26 protein-coding genes and 1 tRNA gene are annotated in these 22,672 nt (G+C 58.2%); 15 read left to right on the top strand and 12 right to left on the bottom strand.

Annotated features, from left to right (window positions below):
* Positions 1-3 precede the first annotated feature (3 nt).
* From ACK3EW_RS15930 to ACK3EW_RS15940, 3 genes are all read right to left on the bottom strand, one after another.
* Positions 4-465 carry a FixH family protein gene (locus ACK3EW_RS15930; protein WP_439118372.1) on the bottom strand — a complete coding sequence of 154 codons (462 nt, stop codon included), beginning with the start codon at positions 463-465 and terminating at the stop codon, positions 4-6.
* Positions 465-1,901 (bottom strand): cytochrome c oxidase accessory protein CcoG, encoded by a 1,437-nt coding sequence (gene ccoG, locus ACK3EW_RS15935; protein WP_493806956.1) that lies wholly within the window; start codon positions 1,899-1,901, stop codon positions 465-467. The genes ACK3EW_RS15930 and ccoG overlap by 1 nt, the downstream gene beginning before the upstream one ends.
* A 96-nt stretch (positions 1,902-1,997) precedes the next feature.
* On the bottom strand, positions 1,998-2,876 hold the full coding sequence (locus tag ACK3EW_RS15940; RefSeq protein ID WP_493806957.1) for a LysR family transcriptional regulator: 879 nt from the start codon (positions 2,874-2,876) through the stop codon (positions 1,998-2,000).
* 98 nt (positions 2,877-2,974) lie between these two features.
* On the opposite strand from ACK3EW_RS15940, the gene ACK3EW_RS15945 reads away from it, so the two are divergent.
* A complete protein-coding gene (locus ACK3EW_RS15945; protein WP_493806958.1) occupies positions 2,975-3,115 on the top strand; it encodes a hypothetical protein in 141 nt (46 codons plus the stop codon).
* Positions 3,116-3,308: 193 nt separating this feature from the next.
* On the opposite strand, the gene ccoP is transcribed toward ACK3EW_RS15945, so the two are convergent.
* The 4 genes from ccoP to ccoN are packed head-to-tail and all read right to left on the bottom strand — an operon-like array spanning position 3,309 to position 6,723.
* The gene (ccoP, locus tag ACK3EW_RS15950; protein WP_439118367.1) at positions 3,309-4,178 is read right to left on the bottom strand and encodes a cytochrome-c oxidase, cbb3-type subunit III; all 870 of its coding nucleotides are present in this window, start codon (positions 4,176-4,178) and stop codon (positions 3,309-3,311) included.
* The gene (locus ACK3EW_RS15955; protein ID WP_085628336.1) at positions 4,175-4,360 is read right to left on the bottom strand and encodes a cbb3-type cytochrome c oxidase subunit 3; all 186 of its coding nucleotides are present in this window, start codon (positions 4,358-4,360) and stop codon (positions 4,175-4,177) included. Before ACK3EW_RS15955 ends, ccoP begins: the two co-directional genes overlap by 4 nt.
* 10 nt (positions 4,361-4,370) lie before the next feature.
* Positions 4,371-5,099 (bottom strand): cytochrome-c oxidase, cbb3-type subunit II, encoded by a 729-nt coding sequence (gene ccoO / locus ACK3EW_RS15960; RefSeq protein WP_493806959.1) that lies wholly within the window; start codon positions 5,097-5,099, stop codon positions 4,371-4,373.
* Positions 5,100-5,112: 13 nt separating this feature from the next.
* Positions 5,113-6,723 carry a cytochrome-c oxidase, cbb3-type subunit I gene (gene ccoN, locus ACK3EW_RS15965; protein ID WP_439118365.1) on the bottom strand — a complete coding sequence of 537 codons (1,611 nt, stop codon included), beginning with the start codon at positions 6,721-6,723 and terminating at the stop codon, positions 5,113-5,115.
* A 201-nt stretch (positions 6,724-6,924) separates the two neighbouring features.
* On the opposite strand from ccoN, the gene ACK3EW_RS15970 reads away from it, so the two are divergent.
* Complete coding sequence (locus ACK3EW_RS15970) at positions 6,925-7,764, top strand: universal stress protein (protein ID WP_493806960.1); 840 nt, start codon at positions 6,925-6,927, stop codon at positions 7,762-7,764.
* Between the two features lie 8 nt (positions 7,765-7,772).
* Here the strand turns inward: ACK3EW_RS15970 and ACK3EW_RS15975 are convergent, their stop codons facing one another.
* Positions 7,773-8,423 carry a GntR family transcriptional regulator gene (locus tag ACK3EW_RS15975; protein WP_493806961.1) on the bottom strand — a complete coding sequence of 217 codons (651 nt, stop codon included), beginning with the start codon at positions 8,421-8,423 and terminating at the stop codon, positions 7,773-7,775.
* A 30-nt stretch (positions 8,424-8,453) separates the two neighbouring features.
* Complete coding sequence (locus tag ACK3EW_RS15980; RefSeq protein WP_439118363.1) at positions 8,454-9,074, bottom strand: M48 family metallopeptidase; 621 nt, start codon at positions 9,072-9,074, stop codon at positions 8,454-8,456.
* 176 nt (positions 9,075-9,250) lie between these two features.
* Here ACK3EW_RS15980 and ACK3EW_RS15985 point away from each other — a divergent pair, with 176 nt between their 5' ends.
* From ACK3EW_RS15985 to ACK3EW_RS15995, 3 genes are all read left to right on the top strand, one after another.
* Entirely contained in the window at positions 9,251-9,571 is a 321-nt protein-coding gene (locus tag ACK3EW_RS15985) for a TIGR02300 family protein (protein WP_085628342.1), read from the top strand.
* A 68-nt stretch (positions 9,572-9,639) separates the two neighbouring features.
* Positions 9,640-9,715, top strand: a tRNA-Ala gene (locus ACK3EW_RS15990).
* 291 nt (positions 9,716-10,006) lie between these two features.
* The gene (locus ACK3EW_RS15995; RefSeq protein ID WP_493806962.1) at positions 10,007-11,545 is read left to right on the top strand and encodes an asparagine synthase-related protein; all 1,539 of its coding nucleotides are present in this window, start codon (positions 10,007-10,009) and stop codon (positions 11,543-11,545) included.
* Between the two features lie 25 nt (positions 11,546-11,570).
* Here the strand turns inward: ACK3EW_RS15995 and ACK3EW_RS16000 are convergent, their stop codons facing one another.
* Positions 11,571-12,500 carry a hydrogen peroxide-inducible genes activator gene (locus ACK3EW_RS16000; RefSeq protein ID WP_493806963.1) on the bottom strand — a complete coding sequence of 310 codons (930 nt, stop codon included), beginning with the start codon at positions 12,498-12,500 and terminating at the stop codon, positions 11,571-11,573.
* Between the two features lie 112 nt (positions 12,501-12,612).
* Between ACK3EW_RS16000 and ACK3EW_RS16005 the strand changes: the two genes are divergently transcribed.
* The 8 genes from ACK3EW_RS16005 to mnhG are packed head-to-tail and all read left to right on the top strand — an operon-like array spanning position 12,613 to position 19,246.
* Entirely contained in the window at positions 12,613-13,584 is a 972-nt protein-coding gene (locus tag ACK3EW_RS16005) for a universal stress protein (protein WP_493806964.1), read from the top strand.
* On the top strand, positions 13,584-15,842 hold the full coding sequence (locus tag ACK3EW_RS16010) for a putative monovalent cation/H+ antiporter subunit A (RefSeq protein ID WP_493806965.1): 2,259 nt from the start codon (positions 13,584-13,586) through the stop codon (positions 15,840-15,842). The genes ACK3EW_RS16005 and ACK3EW_RS16010 overlap by 1 nt, the downstream gene beginning before the upstream one ends.
* The gene (locus ACK3EW_RS16015; RefSeq protein ID WP_439118359.1) at positions 15,839-16,258 is read left to right on the top strand and encodes a Na+/H+ antiporter subunit B; all 420 of its coding nucleotides are present in this window, start codon (positions 15,839-15,841) and stop codon (positions 16,256-16,258) included. Before ACK3EW_RS16010 ends, ACK3EW_RS16015 begins: the two co-directional genes overlap by 4 nt.
* Positions 16,258-16,620, top strand: coding sequence for a Na+/H+ antiporter subunit C (locus tag ACK3EW_RS16020; RefSeq protein ID WP_493806966.1), 363 nt, complete (start codon positions 16,258-16,260; stop codon positions 16,618-16,620). Before ACK3EW_RS16015 ends, ACK3EW_RS16020 begins: the two co-directional genes overlap by 1 nt.
* Positions 16,617-18,113: a Na+/H+ antiporter subunit D gene (locus tag ACK3EW_RS16025; RefSeq protein ID WP_493806967.1), complete on the top strand. Its 1,497-nt coding sequence runs from the start codon at positions 16,617-16,619 to the stop codon at positions 18,111-18,113. The genes ACK3EW_RS16020 and ACK3EW_RS16025 overlap by 4 nt, the downstream gene beginning before the upstream one ends.
* Positions 18,110-18,589 (top strand): Na+/H+ antiporter subunit E, encoded by a 480-nt coding sequence (locus ACK3EW_RS16030; protein WP_493806968.1) that lies wholly within the window; start codon positions 18,110-18,112, stop codon positions 18,587-18,589. The genes ACK3EW_RS16025 and ACK3EW_RS16030 overlap by 4 nt, the downstream gene beginning before the upstream one ends.
* Complete coding sequence (locus tag ACK3EW_RS16035; protein WP_493806969.1) at positions 18,589-18,888, top strand: MrpF/PhaF family protein; 300 nt, start codon at positions 18,589-18,591, stop codon at positions 18,886-18,888. Before ACK3EW_RS16030 ends, ACK3EW_RS16035 begins: the two co-directional genes overlap by 1 nt.
* Positions 18,881-19,246: a monovalent cation/H(+) antiporter subunit G gene (gene mnhG, locus ACK3EW_RS16040; protein WP_493806970.1), complete on the top strand. Its 366-nt coding sequence runs from the start codon at positions 18,881-18,883 to the stop codon at positions 19,244-19,246. Before ACK3EW_RS16035 ends, mnhG begins: the two co-directional genes overlap by 8 nt.
* Positions 19,247-19,306: 60 nt before the next feature.
* On the opposite strand, the gene ACK3EW_RS16045 is transcribed toward mnhG, so the two are convergent.
* Both ACK3EW_RS16045 and ACK3EW_RS16050 read right to left on the bottom strand, forming a co-directional pair.
* Positions 19,307-19,594, bottom strand: a complete 288-nt coding sequence (locus tag ACK3EW_RS16045) for an HU family DNA-binding protein (protein ID WP_085628352.1) — start codon at positions 19,592-19,594, stop codon at positions 19,307-19,309.
* 185 nt (positions 19,595-19,779) lie between these two features.
* Positions 19,780-21,264 (bottom strand): AMP nucleosidase, encoded by a 1,485-nt coding sequence (locus ACK3EW_RS16050; RefSeq protein WP_493806971.1) that lies wholly within the window; start codon positions 21,262-21,264, stop codon positions 19,780-19,782.
* A 113-nt stretch (positions 21,265-21,377) separates the two neighbouring features.
* Between ACK3EW_RS16050 and ACK3EW_RS16055 the strand changes: the two genes are divergently transcribed.
* Positions 21,378-21,797 carry a VOC family protein gene (locus tag ACK3EW_RS16055; RefSeq protein ID WP_493806972.1) on the top strand — a complete coding sequence of 140 codons (420 nt, stop codon included), beginning with the start codon at positions 21,378-21,380 and terminating at the stop codon, positions 21,795-21,797.
* A gap of 77 nt (positions 21,798-21,874) precedes the next feature.
* A complete protein-coding gene (locus tag ACK3EW_RS16060; protein ID WP_493806973.1) occupies positions 21,875-22,630 on the top strand; it encodes a class II aldolase and adducin N-terminal domain-containing protein in 756 nt (251 codons plus the stop codon).
* The last annotated feature ends 42 nt before the right edge of the window (positions 22,631-22,672 follow it).

Genomic DNA, 22,672 nt, shown 5'->3' on the forward strand with positions numbered 1-22,672 from the left:
GGATCAGCTTTCGACGTGAAGGACAACGCGCTGTTCAAAGGCAACGCCGTCCAGCGATGTGGCTTTCATGCGGATATTCCAGTTGCCTGGGGCCAGTGTTTCACGCGCCACATACGCCCGACCGTCAAAAGCGAAATCCGGTGTACGGTCGTCCTGAACATGGGTTGCCCGGCCAAGAACAGCATTGAGCGTTCCAGCCTGCACAGGCTTGCCCTCGCCGTCCTTGATGCTCAGGATCAGCAGCCCGCCCTTGGCTTCGGCATACACCTCCCAGCCCAGAGATTGCTGCTCAGCACGACGCGCATCAAAGCTCTGCGAGGCGACATAAGAGTTCTTCACCTCAAGCCCCGGAAAGGTTTTCACCGCAGAATAGGCGAGCACCAGATTGACCGAGATGATGACCGCAAAACAGCCGCCGAAAATTGCCAACGCGTGCCAGCCGGTGAGTTTGAATTCCTTGGTCATCAGTTGGTTCTCCCATTGAAGATCGTGTCGGTGTAGGCGCGGTCGCCATTGGTCAGGTCTTCGACCCAGAACCGAATGTCGCTGCGTTCAGCTTCGGCCGGATCAGACCCCGGAGCGGCCACCACATAGACGCGTTGCAGAAAGGTTTCGTTGGCAGGCACATTGACGGTTTCGTAGGGCGTGCCTTCAAGCTGAACCCGCAAGGCGGGGTGACCGACGACAGACATGCGGAATGGACGATCTTCGCCATGTTTGTTGAGCAAGCGCACGTCATATGTGTTGCGGATTGATCCGTCCGACAGCGTGACAAATGTCGGGTTCCGGACCGGTGCCACGGTCATGTCGATCTCTGGCCGGATAAACAGCGCAAAGACCAGACCGACGCCCACAAGCGCCCAGAGTGTGGTGTACATCATCGTACGGATACGGAAAATGTGGAACCACGCTGTACGCGGCTTTTCCCCGGCACGTTCACGCGGTTCGTCCGACAGGGCCAGATAGTCGATCAGGCCACGCGGTTTCCCAACCTTTTCCATGATATCATCGCACGCGTCGATGCACAGACCGCAGGTGATACACTCCATCTGCTGCCCGTCGCGGATGTCGATGCCCATCGGGCAGACGTTCACACAGGCCATACAATCGATGCAGTCACCCAATTGCTCGGCCCCTTCACCCTTGCGATGCTTGCCGCGCGGTTCGCCGCGCCATTCGCGGTAGCCGATGGTTAGCGTGTCTTCGTCCATCATGGCCGCCTGAATACGAGGCCACGGGCACGCATAGATGCAGATCTGTTCACGGGCGAAGCCACCAAAGAAGAACGTGGTCGCGGTCAGGATCAGCATGGTGGTGTAGGCCACCGGATGCGCCTGACCTGTCACCAGATCGCGCAGCAGCGTTGGCGCGTCAGCAAAGTAGAACACCCACGCCCCGCCGGTGGCGAGGCCGATAAAGAACCACGACACCCATTTGGTCAGGCGCAGGCGGGCTTTGCGGAAATCCATTTTCTCCTGCCGGTGCAAGCGCAGACGCGCGTTGCGGTCGCCTTCGATCCAGCGCTCGACAAGGATGAAAAGGTCCGTCCATACGGTTTGCGGGCAGGCATAGCCACACCAGACCCGGCCCAGCGCCGAGGTGAACAGGAACAAGCCAAGCCCTGCCATAATGAGCAGGCCTGCGACGAAGTAAAATTCGTGCGGCCAAATCTCGATCCAGAAGAAAAAGAAGCGCCGGTTGGCAAGGTCGATCAAGACCGCCTGATCCGGCAATTGCGGGCCACGGTCCCACCTGATCCACGGAGTGACATAATAAATGCCCAGCGTGACGATCATGATGATCCATTTGAAGCTGCGGAAACTGCCATTCACGCGCTTGGGGAAAATCGGTTCCCGTGGGGCGTAAAGGTTCGGCGGCGTTTGGTTTTCTGCTTGAGACACGAGCGAATTGGCTCCCAAAGACGGATTGGCTTGATCGTCTTTTCTCAGGGGCAGCGGCGCCAGACTTTGACTTGCATCAAATACTGTATCTTTAATTCAGGTTTTTACCGCTTCCCTTCGGATCCAGCGCAAAAACGCCTTCAGCGGGGCACGCTGCACGCCAGGCCGCGTGACAAGATTGTACCCGGCATCCAGTCGATCTTCGAAAACGGCGATGAGGCGCTCTGCGGCAAGATCTTCGGCGACGGCGATTCGCGTGGACACCGCGACCCCCTGCCCGTTTCGCGCCCCATCGAGCATGAGGTTTCCCGGGACATGGGTCCGCGACAGCACTTTCGCATGTGCAAGCCCGTGCTGGGTCAGCCATGCCGAAGATTCCGTCGTGCCCAATTCCTCAAGCCACGGGTAGTCGATCAAGTCACGCGGTTCGGATGGCGCAGTCCCTTTGAACAGTGACGGCGCTCCGATGACCACAAGCGATGAGTCGATCAAACGTTCGCACTCAAGCCCGGCCCAACCACCCGAGCCATAGCGGATCGCAACGTCGATGCCGCCGGGGGATGGGTCTGTCAGAACCGGGCTTGGCGTGACGATCATGTCGATGCCCGGGTGTTCCATCTGGAAACTGCCAAGGCGCGGCATCAACCACGCACTGGCAAAGGTCGGCGTGCACCCCACGTTGAGCGGTCTTTGAGCATCCGCATTTGTCAACGCTTCGACGCCAGCGGCAATTCTGGTGAACCCGTCTTCCAATGCGCGAGCAAGGTCGCGCCCGTCGTCAGTCAGCTCCAAAGCGCGGCTGGATCGGTCGAACAGGGGGGTTCCAAGATGAGTCTCAAGACTGCGCAGTTGCTGGGAAATGGCGGCATGACTGACATTGAGCGCAGTCCCAGCATCCGTCACTGATCCGGTTTGGACAAAAGCGCAAAACGCCCGCAGGGCGGAAAGCGATGGTAGCCGGGACCAATCAACCATGTAATCTCACCTTACACGTTGGATTTATCCCTGAGTCGCATCTGCTGCATCAAAACGCAAGTATGAGCGCAGGAACACAGAGATCACAGGAGACCGACATGTTCACCACATTTGCAAAAACGTTCTTCCGGGCAAGCGGCGTATCCCCGAGCCGTTACCAGCCATCGATGCCCAAATCATGGTATCGCGAAGATCTGCGCGCACAGGACGGACCGAAGCGGTGGGAGGATTGGCGGTGATCGATCCGGTTGTGTATCAGCCGCCGCGTATCTGGCACGGGCAGGCAAACAAAAACCGCGCCGGGCGGTGGCCGTGGCGCGGTGGCAGACGATAATCAGCCTGTCAAAATAAAAGCGCCAGTGCCTCGAAACGCGCGAACAGAAAGAGGAACCGGCGCTTTCCCATCTGGCCCGAAAGCCAGATGGTATGGGGTTATTCGACCGGGGCTTCGCCGCCGCCGAGACCATGCACATAGCTGGCCACAGCGCGGATTTCGGCCTCTGTCAGACGTTCTGTCCAAGGCGGCATCACGCCAAAGCGCGAATAGGTCACTGTCTCGGTCAGGGTCGCGTAATCGCCACCATAGAGCCAGATCGCATCCGTCAGGTTCGGTGCACCCTGCCAACGGTCACCTGTTCCGTCGTCCATATGGCAGGCGGCGCAGTTGTCGAGGAACACGGTCTCACCGGCAGCCACCATAGAGGCGTCTTGCGGCTCACCTGAGAGCGACATCACATAGTTGACCACTTGGCTGATCTCGTCTTCCGCCAGCATTTCGCCGAAAGCAGGCATCTGTGACCAACGGGCGTCAGGGTCTTCTTCGTTGCGGATCCCATGCGCGATGGTTGCGTGGATCGCCTCGATATCCCCACCCCAGAGCCAGTCGTCGTCCAGCAGGTTCGGATAGCCCTTGGCACCAGCCGCACCAGATCCGTGGCACTGGGCGCACCATGTGCGGAACACCGCAGCACCCGCGTTCTGGGCGTACTGGTTCAGGTCTGCATCCTGTGCGATCTCAGTCAATTCGACAGAGGCGAGCTGCGCGTTGATCCCGGCATTGGCCTCTTCGAACCGTGCGATGTCTTCGGCCACCTCGGCGCGGGTCGAGAACCCAAGAAGCCCAGGCGTTGCAGATTTGATACCGGGCCATGCCGGGTACGCGATCGAATACAGCACGCCCCACACGATACAGGCGTAGAAGGTCCACAGCCACCAGCGCGGCAGAGGTTTGTTATATTCCTTGATCCCGTCCCACTCGTGACCGGTGGTTTCATAATCAAGATCGTCGTCTTTCTTACTCATGGCCTCGCCTCCTTGGATGCGGCGGGTTTGTCTTCATTGCGAAACGGGATGTTGGCTGTGTCGCGATGTGTCTTGTTGCTGCCGGGGCGCACGGCCCAAAAGATGACCCCGACAAAGAACAGGAACAGGACGAGCAACATCCAGCTGTCAGCGAAGGCTCGAAGGAAAGAATAGGTTTCCATAGTTTCCTCCTTAGCGGCTTGCGTCTGGGGTGAAGGTCGAGAAGTCGACCATTGTGCCCAGCACTTGCAGATAGGCGATCAAAGCATCTGCTTCTGACACGCCCGGTTGACCGTCAAAGTTGCGCACATTCACGCTTTCGCCATACCGCTCAAGCAGACCGTCGAAGTCGCTGTCCGGATCAGCTTGCGCACGGAAGTCTGCACGCGCTGCTTCGATCATCTCCGAAGTGTATGGCACACCGACAAACGCGTTGGTCGCCATGACGTCGCCGATATGTTCGCCTTCCAGAAGCGTCGTTTCGAGGAAGCCATATTTCGGCATCACCGATTCCGGCACAACAGACTGTGGATCGCGCAGGTGATCGACATGCCAATCGTCCGAGTAGCGGCCACCGACGCGGGCAAGGTCCGGTCCGGTCCGCTTGGACCCCCACTGGAACGGGTGGTCGTACATCGACTCTGCCGCCAGTGAGTAGTGGCCGTAGCGTTCAACCTCGTCGCGCATCGGGCGGATCATCTGGCTGTGGCAGACATAGCAACCTTCGCGCAGGTAAACGTTCCGTCCCGCCAATTCGAGAGGCGTATAGGGACGCATCCCATCCACTTCTTCGATGGTATTTTCGAGATAGAAGAGCGGCACAATCTGCACCAATCCCCCGATGGTCACGACAAGGAAGCTGAGGACCAGCAACAGTGTCGCGTTGGTTTCGATAACCTTGTGCTTGTCAAGAATACCCATTGTCCAAGCCTCCTTATTCGGCCGCGACAGCTGCTGAGCTGGCCACGGCATCTTTCGCCGGGCTGCGCTTAACAGTCATCCACAGGTTGTAGCACATGATCAGCGCACCAGCGAGGTACATGACCCCACCCAGAGCACGCACCACGTACATCGGGAATTTGGCACTTACGGTGTCGGCAAAGCTGTTTACAAGGAACCCGTTTGCATCGACTTCGCGCCACATCAGGCCTTCCATGATCCCCGTGACCCACATCGAGGCCGCGTAGAGAATGATACCGATGGTGGCGAGCCAGAAGTGCCAGCTGACCATGCTCAGGCTGTAAAGCCGCTGACGGTTCCAGAGCTTGGGCACGAGGAAGTACAGAGCACCAAAAGTAATCATGCCGTTCCAGCCAAGCGCGCCGGAGTGCACGTGACCAATGGTCCAGTCGGTGTAGTGCGACAGCGAGTTCACTGCGCGGATCGACATCATCGGTCCTTCGAAGGTCGACATGCCGTAGAAGCCAAGCGAGATCACCATCATCCGGATCACCGGGTCGGTGCGCAGCTTGTCCCATGCGCCCGACAGCGTCATAAGACCGTTGATCATGCCGCCCCAGCTGGGCATCCACAGAACGATTGAGAACACCATGCCGAGGGTCGACGCCCAATCCGGCAGAGCGGTGTAGTGCAAGTGGTGCGGACCAGCCCAGATATACAGGAAGATCAGCGCCCAAAAGTGGATGATCGACAGTTTGTAGCTGAAGACCGGGCGTTCCGCCTGCTTGGGAACGAAGTAGTACATCATGCCGAGGAAGCCCGCGGTCAGGAAGAAGCCCACGGCGTTGTGGCCATACCACCACTGCACCATGGCATCCTGAACGCCTGCGAAGACCTGAACCGACTTGGAGCCGAAGATCGAGACCGGAATGCTGAGGTTGTTGAACACATGCAGCATCGCGACCGTGACGATGAAAGACAGGAAGAACCAGTTGGCCACATAGATATGCGGCTCTTTACGCTTGATGATCGTGCCGAGGAAAACCGCCAGATACGCCAGCCAGACAATGGTCAGCCAAAGATCGATATACCATTCCGGTTCGGCGTATTCCTTGGACTGAGTTGCGCCCAGCAGATACCCCGTCGCCGCCAGAACGATAAACAGGTTATAGCCCCAGAACACGAACCAAGCCGTGTTCCCGCCCCAAAGACGCGCGGCGCTGGTCCGTTGCACCACGTAGAACGATGTCGCGATCAAGGCGTTGCCGCCAAACGCGAAAATCACCGCAGATGTGTGTAGCGGGCGCAGACGTCCAAAGTTCGCATAGCCTTGCGCCCAATCAAAGTTCAGCGCCGGAAACGCGAGCTGAAACGCGATAAAGGTTCCCGCAAGGAACCCGACCACACCCCAGAACGCCGTTGCGACTACGCCGTAGCGGATCACACCGTCCATGTAGCTTGTTTCAAGAACGGCCGCCGGCACCGGTTCATCGGTGTTCCGCAACGTCCATAGGAAGAGCCCGGCAGATACCGCCATGATAAGAATGGCGTGAACCTGATAGGCTAAATCGCGCGCATAGCTTGCAGCAATCATCGCAAAGAGCGTGATCAAACCAAGCGCGATCAGCTTGATATAGTTCAACATTTTTTGTCCCTTCGTCGTACCTGCACGATTCGGCTGCCGCGCAGGCGGTTTTCAGACTGGGCCCTTAATGCGAAACTTGAACAAACCTATCCTTGATCTGCATCAATAGAATTGCGGGACTTGTTTGATGGGTGTCAAAGCGCTTCATGCGACTTCAGTCGAATGTGAGGCCAGTGGGAAATACATCCAAGGGAGTCACACATGTCTTTCAAATCGATTCTGGCCGTCGCCACCGATCAGGCCCATCTGACTGAGACTGTTACCCAGGCCGCGTCCATCGCCAGCACGCTGGACGCCCATGTTGATGTTTTGTGTATAGGCGTAGATCGCACGCAAACCGGTTATTATTACGCCGGAATGAACGCGGCCGTTCTGCAGGAAACCCTGCATCAGGCCCGTGAAGCGGCCTCGGGAATGGCGGCTTCAGCGAAAAAGCAGCTCGATTCGAGCGGCATGCGCTGGGGTGTCATTGAAGCGGTATGCCAACTTGCGGATGTGGCCCGCTTTGTCGCCTCGCATTCGCGATTTGCTGACCTGACGATTGTTCCGCGTCCGTATGGCGATGATCGCGGTATCGAGCTTGAGCCGGTCGTCGAGGGCGCTTTGTTCGAAGGGCAGTCCCCGGTCATCGTCTTGCCTGATGGCTGGTCAGAGCTGAAACTGCCCGAGAAAATTGCGATCGGCTGGAACGAAAGCGCCGAAGCGCTGCGAGCCGTGCGCAGCGCCTTGCCCATGCTCAGCGCCGCACAGTCGGCACATATCGTTGTCATCGACCCACCCAAACATGGGCCGACCCGGTCCGATCCCGGCGGGCAATTGTCACAGTTCCTTGCGCGGCATGGGGTGAAGGTCGAAATCGACGTGCTGTCCAAGACGATGCCGCGCGTGTCCGACGTGATGCGTCGGCATGTGACCGACATCAACGCCGACATGGTGGTGATGGGAGCCTATGGTCACTCGCGTTTCCGCGAGGCGATCTTGGGCGGCGCAACACGCAACATGCTCGAAACCTGCGAAGTGCCGGTGTTCATGGCACATTGAACGTCGGGTTATCCTGTCAGGAGGCGCAGACCTTGGGTCACGTCTGACCGAACAGCCAAGCGAAGGCCGGGTTCATCCCCGGCCTTCAACGCTGCCACGATCAACCTGTGATATTGTGGCGCTTCCGTCCGCCGCAACCGCCCATAAAGCGCGCGCATCGTCGGACCAAGCTGCAACCAGACCTGTTCAGCCATGGCCAGCATCGCCGGTGCCTGAGCACGCAGATACAAGGTACGATGGAAGTCGAGATTGGTGCGGATATAGCCCGACGCGTCCCGATTCGAGATTGCGTCGGAAATCGTCCCGTTGATCGTCTGCAGCCGATCGATCAGGGCCAGATGGGCACGCGGTAGGGCGCGGCTCGCCAGTTCCACTTCGATCAGGGCGCGCAATGCAGCAAGTTCCTCGATCCGGTCGTTCGACAGTTCGGGCGTTGAAACCCGCCCCGATGCCGACATCGACAGCGCGCCTTCGGCGACCAACCGCTGAAACGCTTCACGGGCGGGCGTCATCGACACGTCAAACTCCCGTGCGACTCCGCGTAACGTAAGTTGTTCTCCCGGAGACATTTGCCCGAACATGATCCGGTTCCGCAAACCGCGATACACGCGATCATGCGCTGATAAAGTGGGTTCCGTGGGGCGGGTTAGAACGCTCATACTGAACTGTGATCACAGCATGGGAACGGGTCAAGCATCAAACCGGAAGCGATGCAGCTTCGGGCCTTCATGCCGCAGCCAGTCCCGCGCCTCGCGATGTGGTCCATAAAGCTGATCAACCACACGCCAAAAATCAGCCGAGTGGTTCATCTCCTGCAAATGCGCGACCTCATGGGCGGCCACATATTCGAGAACAGGCTTGGGTGCGAGGATCAACCGCCACGAATACATCAACGCGCCAGCCGATGAGCATGACCCCCAACGCGACCGCGTATCACGCAGCGTCAGCCGCGTGTAGCGACGGCCCAAACGACAAGCATAGTGATCGGATGCCCGTGTCAATTCCGCGCGCGCCTGCTCCTTGAGCCATGCCAGCAAATGGATGCGTCCTGTCTCGACCGGTGCGGGCAAAGAGATGCGACCATCAGACACCGAAAGCCGCCGGCCAGTGCCCTGAACAACCTCGAACGGCTGACCACAAACATCCAACCGCTGCCCCGGCCCGACACGTTCTGGAGTGGCCTGTTTCGACAGATGTCCGATGACCCAGTCCCGCTTTTCAGCAGCAAAGGCCAGTGCGTCCCGCTCCGACACGCCACGTGGCACAGTCAGGGTCACACCGCCGTCGACTCTTGAAATTCGAAGCGTCATGCGCCGGGCACGCGTGTTCTTCCGCAACTTCAACGGAATTTCGGGGTTGCCAGGAAAGGTTGTGACGCCCATATGCCGCTCGATGAACTCTGCGCCCTAAAGCCTTTGACACCGGTTCGGTGTTATGGCAGTTGGCGCAGATTGTCGATATGACCACGCAATAAAGGGGATGACCCATGCCCAAAGAAGAATGGGGCGTCAAACGTGTTTGCCCAACCACTGGCAAGCGCTTTTATGACCTGAATGCCAATCCGATCATTAGCCCATATACCGGCGAAGTTGTTGAGATTGACACCGGAAAGACCCGCATGATCGCGGCTGATGCTGAAGACCGTCAAAGCAAGGCCAAGATGGAAACGGACGAAGAAGTCGATGTCCTGGAAGACGATGATGTCGATGTTGATCTCGATGACGATGATGATGTTCTCGAGGATGACGACGACGATAACGTGTCTTTGGACGATATCGCTGACGTCGCAAGTGACGACGACGATTAATTTCTGCTGAAGGGGCGGAATCGCGCTTGATCCCGCCCCCGGCTTTGCGTAATTGAACGCGCACAAATGGGGCCTTAGCTCAGCTGGGAGAGCGCTTGCATGGCATGCAAGAGGTCAGGGGTTCGATCCCCCTAGGCTCCACCATTTCCCTAGCTTGTCTTGCGTTTCCACCGTTGAGCGCAGCCCGCAACAGCGGAATGGTGGCCACAGTGTTATTCCGCGTGAAGGCAGGACCCTCTGCCGCAGCGAACACGACACTCCGCATCCCGCATGATCGCTCAGATCAAAGACTGGGTACGCGGATGCACGGCGCCATCAACCGTGGATACAATCCCACAGCTATCCAGATTTGCATCGCGCGTTGAAGAACAGCATTTCGCCAAGCGAATCACTGTGTCACTGTAAAGAAAAAACAAATCGCAGTGGCAGGCAGATATGTTTCAAGCACAGCAGCATTGGAATTTCAGGTACGGCCCATTTGAACATCGGTTTCGCTATCAATATGTGATTTCCCGATCCGATGAAGCACTTGATGGGTTCGAAGCGCGCAAACTCGATGCGCTGAATATCTACAGCGGCAAAGACCTCCCCGTTCGTGAGGTGCGCGATGCCGCAGGCGCCTTGGTCGGCTTCGTTCTGGGGATTGCTGTGGGCATGCAGGCCGAGCAGTCGGCAGCAGCGGTATGTCTTCCTTTCAAGAAAACGTCAAAAATCTTCTGGGACCATTTCGAAAAATATCTTGATGATGCAGCCGGGCGTTACGCCTTTGTCATGCGAGCACGCGGACAATCGCGGCTATACACCGATCCCGTCGGGATGATCGGGGCGGTTTTCAACGCTGAGGATGGCTATGTTGCGTCGTCGGTCTTGCTGGCCATCAAGCGCCCTCTGCGCCCACATCCCAAATATGATTTCGATGTGATCCGTGATCTTGGCGGCAAACTGTCCCTGTTCCACACGGCAGACGCCGATGTGCATAGGCTTAATCCTAACCACTACCTTGACCTCGACACACTCAAGACAAACCGGTTCTGGCCAAGAGATATCCGCTTCACCCCAGAGCCGGCTGACCCAACAGACACATATCGCGAAATCATTGAAACCGCGCGGGCCAATATCGGCGCCATCGCGCAGGACTATCCTTGCTCCCTTCCAGTTTCCGGCGGCATGGACAGCAGGCTTCTGCTTGCCTTTGCCGGCGAACATCTGAGCAAGATCAAACAGTTCTATACCCACATCAACAATTATGCGACCCGCCGAGACGCCGCCATCGCGGCAGAGCTGTGCCGGGTCTGCAAAATTGACCACGAAGTCCATGACAAAAGGAATTTCGGGATTGCGCGGCGCGAGGTTCGGTTGAACAAACACGCGTATGAGCTGACATATGGCGCGCCAGCCTCTCCACCTCGGGAATACCAGAATGGCGTCATCCAAGGCGTTCCTGACGGCAATGTTATTCTTCGCGGTCACCAGACAGACCTTCTGCGCGCCGTCTACGTGTTCCGGCCCGAAGCCGAATGGCGCGATGCGGATTGGCAGATCGAACGCTTGTTCATCGTCCCACGCGGTGACTTTAACAAAGACGTGGCAGACCGTTTCCGAGAGGATTTCGAGGCATGGCAATCGGACCTACCGGAGCCAGCCATGGAAAAGGCAGCAGATTTCATGTTCCTTGAGGTCTATTACAATTCATCCATCGGGGCATCTTTCCCTGCGCTTTGGCGCAATTTCTCCATGTCACCCTATAACAGCAGACGTCTGATCACCCTGTCGCTGATGTTCTCAGAAGCCCGGCGCAGGGCATCTGCGCCAGTGTTCGAATTGATCGAGATGATGAACAGCGATCTTTCCAAGGTGCCTTTCGATTTCGAAGCCCCTGCATCGCTGGAAAACGGGGCGCATTGGAGCAAAGGGGCGGCCTCGACAGCAAAACGCCGGGATCGCACTGTCGAAAGTTTGCTGAAGTACACTTAATCCAAACGGCCAAAGCCGCGGCGTGTCAGGACTGGCGCGGCACGTCGCCCAGTACGGTTATCTCGGGCGCGCGTTCGGTCAGCGACCTGCAGACCAGCGCGGATAACAACCGAAACTCTTCCTCGCGCGAGGTGCCTTTGCGCCAGACCATTCCAATGGTGCGCGAGGGGGCAGTTCCCCGAAACGGGCGCGCAACAACGATGTCCTGATGGGCCACCTCGGATTTGACGTAAAGCGCCGGCATCAACGACAGACCCATACCGGTCGCCACCATCTGACGAAGGGTATCTAGGCTCGTGCCTTCGTAGTCATGGGACAATTCCACTCCGTAATCATCCGAAATCCGGCGCACAAGCTCATACAGTCTGTGTCCCGGCTCCAGCGATAGGATTGTCTCTCCGCGCAGCATCACCGGGTCGATTTCCGGTTCTTTTGCCAGACGGTGATCAGCGGGCATCACGACCTGAATCGGTTCGCGGAACAGGGACAGAGAGTCCAGATCCACCCGATTGACCGGCAGGGGAAAGAACAAGAGATCCAACACCCCGTCCTCCAGACTTCGCAAAAGCACATCCGGAAGACCCTCGCGCACATAAAGACCCAGCTTCGGGTATGTCCGGTGCAGCTCCGGGATCACGAGTGGAAGAAAATACGACCCGACGGTCTGCACGACACCGATCCGAATGACCGAACTCAACACACTTTGCCGCGACTTTGCGATGGTGTGAATCTCGGCCACTTCCCGAAGGATACGACGCCCTCTTTCGGCGATATCCTTGCCAGTCGGGGTCATCACGACCTTTGAACGGCTGCGTTCGACAAGGCTGGCGCCAAGCCGCAGCTCAAGTTCCTTGATTTGCGCGCTGAGGGTTGGCTGCGTGACGTTGCACGTTTCTGCGGCGCGGCGAAAATGCAGGTGATCCGCGACTGCGACCAGATATCGAAGTTGCTGCAAACTGGGCATCATCGCACTCGCTGATAGAAGACTTCTATCAATACTGCGATTATTTTCGATTTGGTCAATAAAGAATGCACCCTATCTACCTTTTTGGGCAAGGGAGCATGGTGTGCAGCGTTTCAAGAACATTCTTTTTGTATGCGACGAACAGAGCGCCTTTGAACTGGCGTTGGAGCGTGTTGTCTGGCTTGCCAGTGCCAATGAGGCCCGCGTCACGATGGTGACGACAATCGACAGTGGCGGCGCGCAGGACATGTCGCGTCTCTTTTCTATGATCCCCGGCCTTGGCAGCCACGATATCGGCGAAACAGTTATTGCCGTCCACCGCGCCAAGCTCGAAGATCGGGCGCAAAAGCTGCGCGACAAAGGCATCGCGGTCGACACGAAGCTGCTTATCGGCACACCCTTTATCGAAATTATCCGTCAGGTCTTGCGACAAGGGCATGATATCGTAATCAAGGGTGCACACCGTGCTGCCGGACGCAGAGTCTTTCCGGGTGCCGACATGCACCTTTTGCGCAAATGTCCTTGCCCGATCTGGGTCTTGAACTCGGCGGCCGAACCCATGTCGCGGCGCATTCTTGTTGCGGTCGATCCTGACCCGTTCGACCCGGATCGGGACAGCCTTAATCGAACGCTGATGGATCTCGCGACGTCACTTGCCCGTAACGACAATGCCAAGCTGGATGTAATGAACGTCTGGCACCTGCAGGAAGAAGCAACATTGCGGCATGGGCTGGCGAACATTCCCGAAGGCGAAATCGACCGCTTGGTCACGCAAACCCAAGACGAGAGCAAGGGTCGGCTGCAAGAACTTGTGGCAGCCTATGCCGAATTCGATGACATCATGCGTGTTCTACACATTAAGGGGGTTGCAGCGGATGCAATCCCGGAACATGTCACAGCTGAAGGTATCGACACCATCGTCATGGGCACCCTGACCCGTACCGGGGTGGCCGGGCTGTTCATCGGCAATACCGCCGAAACCATTCTCAACCATGTGAGTTGCTCGGTCCTGACCGCAAAAGCCCCCGGCTTTGCCACACCGATCGGCGCAAGACCCTCAGGAGGTATCCACTGATGGCGAGCGGATTTCCCACCGACACACGCGGCAACGGTCTGACCGGGATTGTCCCGGTCCTGTTTGCCGGTGCGATTTTTGCTTATTTCGTGTCGCTCATGCCGACGATCGCCGCAAACGAGGTGATCCGGGTCTCGATCCCTTGGATTCCCTCCCTCGGGATTGAGCTGGCGTTCCTTGTGGATGGTCTGAGCCTGACCTTCTCATTGTTGATTTCCGGCATTGGCACGCTGGTGCTGCTCTATTCCAACACATACCTTGCCGGGCATCCGCAATACGCCCGGTTTGCCCTGTTCTTGACCGCATTCATGCTGTCCATGCTGGGGCTTGTCCTGGCCAACGACCTGATCCTGCTTTTCGTCTTCTGGGAATTGACGACACTCACCTCCTACATGCTGATCGGGTTTTCGCATGAAGCCGAGAAAAGCCGCCGTAACGCGTTGCAAGCGCTGTTCGTCACCGGCGCGGGTGGTCTGGCCTTTCTCGCCGGGTTGATCCTTTTGGCCGCAGCGTCCGGCACAACCAGCATTTCCGGCATCATTGCGCAGGGCAGCGCGCTCAAAGAGCACGCCATGTACCTGCCGATCCTGATCCTGCTGCTGGCAGGCACGTTCACCAAATCGGCGCAGGTGCCGTTCCACTTCTGGCTTCCCAACGCGATGGCCGCCCCGACACCGGTCAGTGCATTCCTGCACTCGGCCACGATGGTCAAGGCGGGCGTCTATGTCATGGCGCGGATGCACCCGGCGATGTCGGGCACCGATGTCTGGCTTTGGACGCTGACGATCTTTGGCGCTGTGACTGCCGTATTTGCCAGTCTGCTGGCGCTGCGCCAGACAGATCTCAAGCAGGCTCTGGCCTACACCACGCTCATGGCGCTTGGCACGCTGACGCTGTTTCTTGGGCAGGAGTCCGGCTATGCGATGACCGCATTCGCGACCTTCCTGATCGTGCATTCGCTTTACAAAGCGTCGCTCTTTCTTGTTGTCGGCTGTATTGATCTGTCCACTGGCACCCGCGAGACCGATCACCTTGGCGGTCTGGGTCGGCTCATGCCGATCACCGCTGTTGCAGCAGCCCTTGCCGCGCTGTCGATGGCAGGCTTCCCACCATTCCTTGGCTTTATCGGCAAAGAACTGAAATACGCGGGTGCGATCGCGGTTGCCTCTGAACCTCTGTTCGTGGCTGGCGCGGCGCTGCTATCGAACGCACTCATGCTTGCTGTCGCGGGGGTCGTGGCCTTCCGACCGTTCTGGCAGGGTGGCGTCCCGTCCGGTCAAGCCCCACGCGAAGCACCCTGGCAGATGTGGGCTGGTCCGATCATTCTTGCCAGCCTTGGCGCGGTTTTCGGGATTTACCCGGACCTGTTGCAAGTCGCTTTGATCAACCCAACCGTGATTTCGCTGACGGGCGAAGTCGGCGAAGCGAAAGAGCTCAAGCTCTGGGCGGGCATCAATGTTCCCTTGTTCCTCAGCATCGCAACCTTTGTATTGGGCTTGCTGTTCTATAAGTTCCATGTCCAACTGCGCGCAAAGCTCGAACAGGGTTTCCAGGCAATCCCGAACTTAGATCACGGCTGGGATCGGTTCCTTGACGGGCTCAAGGGGTTTGCAAAGTGGCAAACCTTGCTGGTGCAAAACGGCAAACTCACCAGCTATCTTTTCGCAACCTTCCTGACCATTGCAGCAGGTATCCTGCTGACTCTGGTCTACACTGGCATGCCATTGATCGCCGTCGATCTGTCGGATGTGGAGTGGAAGCACACCTCTATCGCGCTTTTGACCATTGCAGGCGCACTTCTGGCGCTTGTCACCAACTCGCGGATCGCCGGGATCGCAGCCTTAGGTGTGGTTGGCATCGGCATCGCGCTGATCTTTATCGTGTTCAGCGCGCCCGACGTGGCCATCACGCAGTTGCTTGTCGAAACGCTGGTCGTGGTGCTGGTGGCGGTGGTGATGCTGCGCCTGCCGTCGCTGCCTAAGGCCGAGTTCCGACTGAGCCACGCGGCACTGTCGATTGCCGTGGGCGCATCCGTTTCGTTGATCCTGATCGCCGTCGTCTCTAGCCCACTTGATCTGCGTCTGACCGATTACTTCGAAGCGACAAGCTGGCCCGAAGCCTACGGGCGCAACATCGTCAACGTCATCCTCGTGGACTTCCGCGCACTCGACACATTCGGAGAGATCGCGGTGGTCGTGATCGCCGCCCTGTCAGCCTACGCGCTGCTGCGCACAACACGCAAAGGAGACCAAAAATGAATTCCGTCATCCTACGCGTCGGCACGCGCTACCTTGCCGGTCTGCTGCTCGTGTTTTCATTCTACATGATGCTGCGCGGACATAACGAACCGGGTGGCGGCTTTATCGGCGGACTGACCGGAGCGACCGGGTTTGTTCTTTACGCCATCGCCTGCGGCACTCAGGACGCCCGCGCTGCGTTGCGCATACTGCCGCAAACCATCGCCATGTGGGGTTTGGGCATCGCACTATTGGCAGGCCTGTTCGCGGCACTCTTCGGTGATGCGCTTTTCACCGGTCAATGGCTTTTCATCGGAGCAACCGAAACCGACAAGGGCCTGCCCCTGTCGACCGTTCTGGTCTTCGACATCGGCGTCTATCTCGTGGTGTTCGGGTCAATCCTCACCCTTGTCTTCGCCATGGAGGAGGAAATCTGATGGAATTCCTGTTTGCCATAACCGTCGGCGTCATGGTGTCGGCAGCGGTTTATCTTATGCTATCGAACAACCTTCTGCGCTTCATCTTTGGCCTTGTCCTGATTTCAAACGCAGCCAACCTGACGATCTTTGTCTCGGGTCGCCTGACCGATGGCGCACCTCCGCTGATCCCCGAAGGTGCTGATGCTCCACTGGTCGATGTGGCCAACGCGCTGCCGCAAGCACTGGTCCTGACCGCCATCGTCATCGGCTTTGGCCTTTTCGCCTTCGCCATCGTCCTCGTCTTCCGGGCGTGGACCACACTGAACTCCCTGACGCCAGACAACATGCGCCTGGCCGAACCTGAAGAGGCACAAAAGTGAGCTGGCTTCTCGCACTTCCGATCGTTGTTCCGTTTCTGACGGCGGTCCTCGCGTTCCTGACGCGAAAAAGCCCGCTGGGGCGCTGGATTTCCGTGGCCGGATCAGCGGTGCTGCTGTTCGCGTCGATCATGCTCATGAACACGGTCCTACGCGATGGCGTAATTGCCGGGCAAATGGGCGGCTGGGCCGCACCGTTTGGCATCACGCTGGTGGCGGATCTTTTGTCTGCCGTCATGGTCCTGATCACCGCAATCGTTGCCGTTGCCGTATCCATCTACGCCATTGCGGATGTGGACGAAGGCATGGAGCGTTTGGGCTACCACGCGCTTTTCAACATGCTGATCGCCGGTGTGGTCGGCGCGTTCATCACCGGCGACCTTTTCAACCTTTACGTCTGGTTCGAGGTGATGCTGATTGCGTCTTTCGGCCTACTGGTGCTGGGCGGACGGCCCGAGCAGATCGACGGCGGCGTGAAATACGTGGCGCTGAACCTCGTGTCCACGATCATGTTCCTGACTGGTATTGGCTTGCTATATGGCATGACCGGCACGCTTAACATGGCCGATTTGGCAACTGCTGTGGACGATGCGGACCAACGCCTGCTGACCATCGTCGCAGTCCTCTTCATGATTGCCTTCGGGGTCAAGGCTGCCGTGTTCCCGCTCTTCTTCTGGCTGCCCGCCTCCTATCACACGCCTGCCTTCTCGGTCTCGGCGGTGTTTGCCGGATTGCTGACCAAGGTCGGCGTCTACGCCCTCCTGCGCATGTTCACGCTGGTGTTCGACCATGACACCGCCTTCACTCATACGATCCTGCTTTGGGTCGCGGGCCTGACCATGGTGGTCGGCGTTCTGGGCGCGGCCGCACAATCCGACATGCGAAAGATCCTGTCGTTCCACATCGTCAGCCAGATCGGCTACATGATCCTTGGCCTTGCCCTGCTGACGCCACTCGCCATCGTCGGCGCGGTGTTCTACCTCGTGCACCATATCGTGGTGAAGGCAAACCTGTTCCTGATCGCAGGCGTCGCGCAACGGATCGCCGGTGGGACAGAGCTTTCGCGGATCGGAGGCCTCTACAAATCGGCACCCCTTCTGGCTGTGCTCTTTGTCGTCCCTGCTTTCTCGCTCGCAGGCTTCCCGCCGCTCTCGGGCTTCTGGGCCAAGTTCCTGTTGGTCAAGGCTGCGCTGGATGTGCAGGGCTGGATCATTGCGGGCATCGCTCTGGCTGTGGGTCTGCTCACGATCTACTCGATGACCAAGATCTGGGCGCAGGCGTTCTGGGAACCGCATCCCGACGGGATCGAGCCGAAACTGTCGTCACTGTCCAGCCGAGACCGTGCTGCTATGCTGATCCCAATTGCCGGGCTCGCTGTGCTGACCGTCATCATCGGCGTGATGCCTGAACCTTTCGTCCAATTCGCCGAGGCCTCTGCGGCGCAACTTCTTGACCCGACAGCCTACATCACCGCGGTGCTGGGAGAACAGCCATGAACACCTTTGGACTGAACATCATCCTCGCCATCGCATGGGTTGCGTTCACCGGCTCGGTGTCCCTCGTTGGCCTCATCACTGGCTTTGTGATCGGCTATGGTGCGTTGTGGCTGATCCAACCGCTGATTGGGACAAGCAGCTATTTCAAACGTGTGGCCGCATGGATCAAGCTTGTGATCATGTTCCACTATGAACTGATCGTCTCCAGCATCGCGGTCGCCATCGACGTGCTCACTCCGCGCCACCGGTCACGTCCCGCAATCATCGAGGTGCCGCTCGACGTGAAAACCGATACGGGCATCCTGCTGGTCACAAACCTGATCTCACTGACGCCCGGCACACTCAGCCTTGATGTGAGCGAGGACCGCAAGACGCTGCTGGTACATGCGATGTTTGCCGACGATCCCGATGCCCTGCGCAAAAGCCTGAAGGACGGGATGGAGCGTTGGGTGATTGATGCCGTGGAGGGCGCGTGATGGATGGATTTCTAGAAATCAGCCTTGAGATCGGCTTTATGTGCATCGTGATCTCGGTCGTTTTGGCCTTTGTCCGTCTGATCAAGGGGCCAAGCCTTCAGGACCGGGTCGTCGCCCTTGACTTCATGACGGTGGCCATCGTCGCCTTCTGCGGCCTCGCTGCCATCCGCTATGGCACCCCGGCGTTTCTGGACGTGGCACTGGTGCTGGCCCTTGTCGGTTTCCTCGCGACAGTCGCCCTTGCCCGCTTTGCCGAACGCAACACTGAACGCTCCAGAGAAAGGTCACGTCATGATTGAAGTTGTCGCCGGCTCCCTGATCATCCTTGGTGGGTTCTTTGCCGTGATTGGCGCGCTTGGCTTGCTACGCCTGCCAGACGTGCTTTTGCGGATGCACGCTTCGACCAAGATCGGCACCTTGGCCTGCGGGTTGATCCTGTTGTCCAGCGCCGTGATCTTTGGCACATCCGACATCATCATCCGGGTGATTGCCATCGTTCTCTTCATCCTTCTCACTGCGCCCATCGGTGCGCACATGATGGGCCGCTCGGTTGTATCGACGGGCGTGCCGCTGTGGAAGAACGAAGGCCTAGAGGAAGGCAAACTCGATACCGCCCTGCACGAAGAACACAGCACTCCGGCTGGGCCAAAAACTTGATCTCTGAAATGCAAAAGGCCGCTCTGACGAGCGGCCTTCAAGGTAAGTCTGGAGGTCGGATCAGCCGTTCACGCTATCCTTGAGAGCCTTCGCAATGGTCATCTTGACCACCTTGTCGGCTTCTTTCTTGAACTGCTCGCCAGTGGCAGGGTTGCGCACCATGCGCTCCGGGCGCTCGCGGCAGTAGATTTTGCCGACACCGGGAAGCGTCACGGCACCGCCACCAGACACTTCTTTGGTGATGATGTTGGTCACTGCGTCCAGTGCTGCTCCGGCGGTTTTCTTGTCGCTGCCCATTTCTTCGGCCAGAGCGGCCACAAGCTGGGTCTTGGTCATTGGTTTCGCCATTTCGTGGTCTCCTTAACTGCCCGATCTTGGGCCTCGTGGTGAAAAACTAACCGTATATTGCGAGGAAACACAACGGTTGGTAGGCGATTACCCGACGTTTTTCGCCTTTTTCAGCCGATTTCCACAGCTTTGTCACACCCTAAGTCGGACGAAACCGCCATTCGATGTCGCGAAGGCAGAATCGCCTACAGGAACGCGGTTTCCTCGAAGCTGCGCAGCTTGCGGCTGTGAATGCGCTCAAGCGGCATCTCTCGCAGGTGTTCCATCGCATGAATCCCGATCATCAGGTGCCGCGCAACCTGTGTTTTGTAGAAATCAGACGCCATGCCGGGCAGCTTTAATTCGCCATGCAAAGGCTTGTCGCTAACACACAGAAGCGTGCCATAGGGCACCCGAAAGCGAAAACCGTTGGCGGCAATCGTGGCACTTTCCATGTCGAGCGCAATGGCCCGGCTTTGGCTCAGACGCTGCACCGGACCACGTTGGTCGCGCAGTTCCCAGTTGCGGTTGTCCACGCTGGCCACAGTGCCAGTCCGCATGATGCGCTTGAGGTCATATCCCTCAAGCTGCGTTTCGGCAGCCACAGCGCGTTCCAGCGCGATCTGGATCTCGGCCAAGGCCGGGATTGGCACCCAGACCGGCAGATCGTCATCCAGCACACGATCCTCGCGCAGATAAGCATGGGCCAGCACGAAGTCGCCAAGGCTTTGCGAATTGCGCAGGCCCGCGCAATGTCCGACCATCAACCATGCATGAGGGCGCAGAACGGCGATATGATCTGTCGCCGTCTTGGCGTTCGACGGCCCCACCCCGATATTTACCAAAGTGATCCCCGACCCACCTTTGCGCTTGAGGTGATAGGTCGGCATCTGGGGCATTTTGTCGACCGCAGGAAGCGGCGCGTCCACCTCGAAAATCTCGGCATTGCCGGTGCTGACAAAGCTCGTGTAGCCGCTGTCCGGATCGGCAAGCTGTGCCCGCGCATAGGCTTCGAATTCGGCCACGTAGAACTGGTAGTTGGTAAACAGAACATGGTTCTGGAAATGATGCGGGTCGGTCGCCGTGTAATGCGACAGCCGCGCCAGAGAATAATCCACACGCTGCGCAGTAAACGGCGCCAAAGGCTCTGTTCCATCCGGCGCAGGCTTGGCCACACCGTTGACGATGTCATCGTTTGTCGTCGCCAGATCAGGCACGTCAAACACGTCGCGCAGAATAAAGTCCGCCGCCCCTTCTTGGGGCACTGTGATCGTTGCATCGTTCGCCACAGCAAAATGCACCGGCATAGGGGTGTCCGAAACACCCACCTCGACCGGAACACCGTGATTGCCCATCAACAGCGACAGCTGCTGTTCAAGATAGTGACGGAACAGGTCAGGCCGCGTGATGGTGGCCGCATGCGTTCCGGGATGCGCCACGTGACCGAAACTCAACCGGCTGTCGACCTTGGCAAAGCTGGTCGTTGTGATCCGCACCTCTGGGTAAAACGCGCGGTAGCGCACGCCGGGATGACCCTGCTTCATCGCAGTTTGAAAGCTGTCGCACAGGAACTGCGTGGACTGCGCATAGAGCGTGCACAGCCGGTCTACCGCCGCCTTCGCATCGTCGAAACGCTCGGGCTCCGGGGTCTCTGGTGAGATAACATCGAGATTGATGGAACGGTCCTGCATCCCGGGCCTTTCTTGGTCTTGCGCCTGCCTCGCGCGCAGGTTGACAGCTTGCGTGGGTGGGATCAAGCTGGAGAAATGGTCAGCACTGCTGACTTTTTCTATGAGGCATGCACATGGACTATGAAACTGTGTCCGCGCCCGAGTTCGGCGCATCCTTGCGCGGGATTGGATTGAACCTGCTGGTGCGCGATGTGCTGGCGCAAACCGAAGGTCTTTGCACGCTGTTCGGAATGCGCGCCTTTCAGGCCTCACGCGATTTCGCCATCCTGCAATATGGGCAACAAGTGTTCCAACTCCACACCGACGCAACCTACGCCAAGCATCCACTGCTAAACCTTTTGCCAGAAAATCCGCCGCGTGGCGCCGGGGTTCAGATTCATCTCTTCGACACAGACCCAGACGACGCAGCCCAACGCGCCGACACAGTCGGCTTCACCGTCCTGCAACCGCCAACCGACAAACCTCACGGGCTTCGCGAATGCTTCCTGCTGTGTCCGGACGGCTATGCTTGGGTCCCGTCGCGACCACTTTGACACCCCTACACCAATATCACACTGCTTGACTTTACGTTGGGAAAGGCTTGCTTTGATCCCAAACACAGGAGGCTTCCATGTCCGTTACGCAACTCGCTCCAAATATGGAGCATTGGCAGGAACGCGTTGATCTTGCAGCCGCTTTCCGCTGGATCGCACGGCTCAACATGCACGAGGCCGTTGCCAATCACCTAAGCCTGTCGATCAATGACGACGGCACACGGTTCCTGATGAACCCCAACCAAATGCACTTTTCCCGTATCAAAGCGAGCGACCTGCTGATCGTGGATGCGAACGACCCTGAAACGCTGAAGGGCCCCAATGCACCTGACCCGACCGCTTGGGGTTTGCACGGCGGATTGCACCGTCACTGTCCCCATGCACGCTGTGCAATGCACGTCCACTCGATCCACGCCACGGTGCTGGCCTGCCTGCAAGACCCGCGCCTGCCCCCACTCGACCAGAACTGCGCCACGTTCTTCAATCGCTACGTGATCGACACGCAGTATGGCGGTCTTGCCTTCGAGGAAGAGGGCGAACGCTGTGCGCAGCTTTGCACCGATCCAAAGCAGAAGGTGATGATCATGGGCAACCACGGCGTGATGGTCATCGGCGACACGGTAGCAGACACGTTCAACCGCCTGTATTACTTCGAACGCGCCGCCGAGACCTACATCCGCGCGTTGCAAACCGGTCAGCCGCTCAATGTGCTGTCCGACGAGATCGCCGAGAAAACAGCTCAGGAACTCGAAAGCTATCCCGAACAGGATGCCCGCCACTTGTCTGAGTTAAAGAAAATTCTGGACTCTGAGGGATCCGATTACGCCTCTTGAGCGTTAACAATTGCGTGGGCAAGTGACTGGCCCGCTTGGTTT

It is taken from the genome of Marivita sp. NO-S04, from assembly GCF_059070475.1.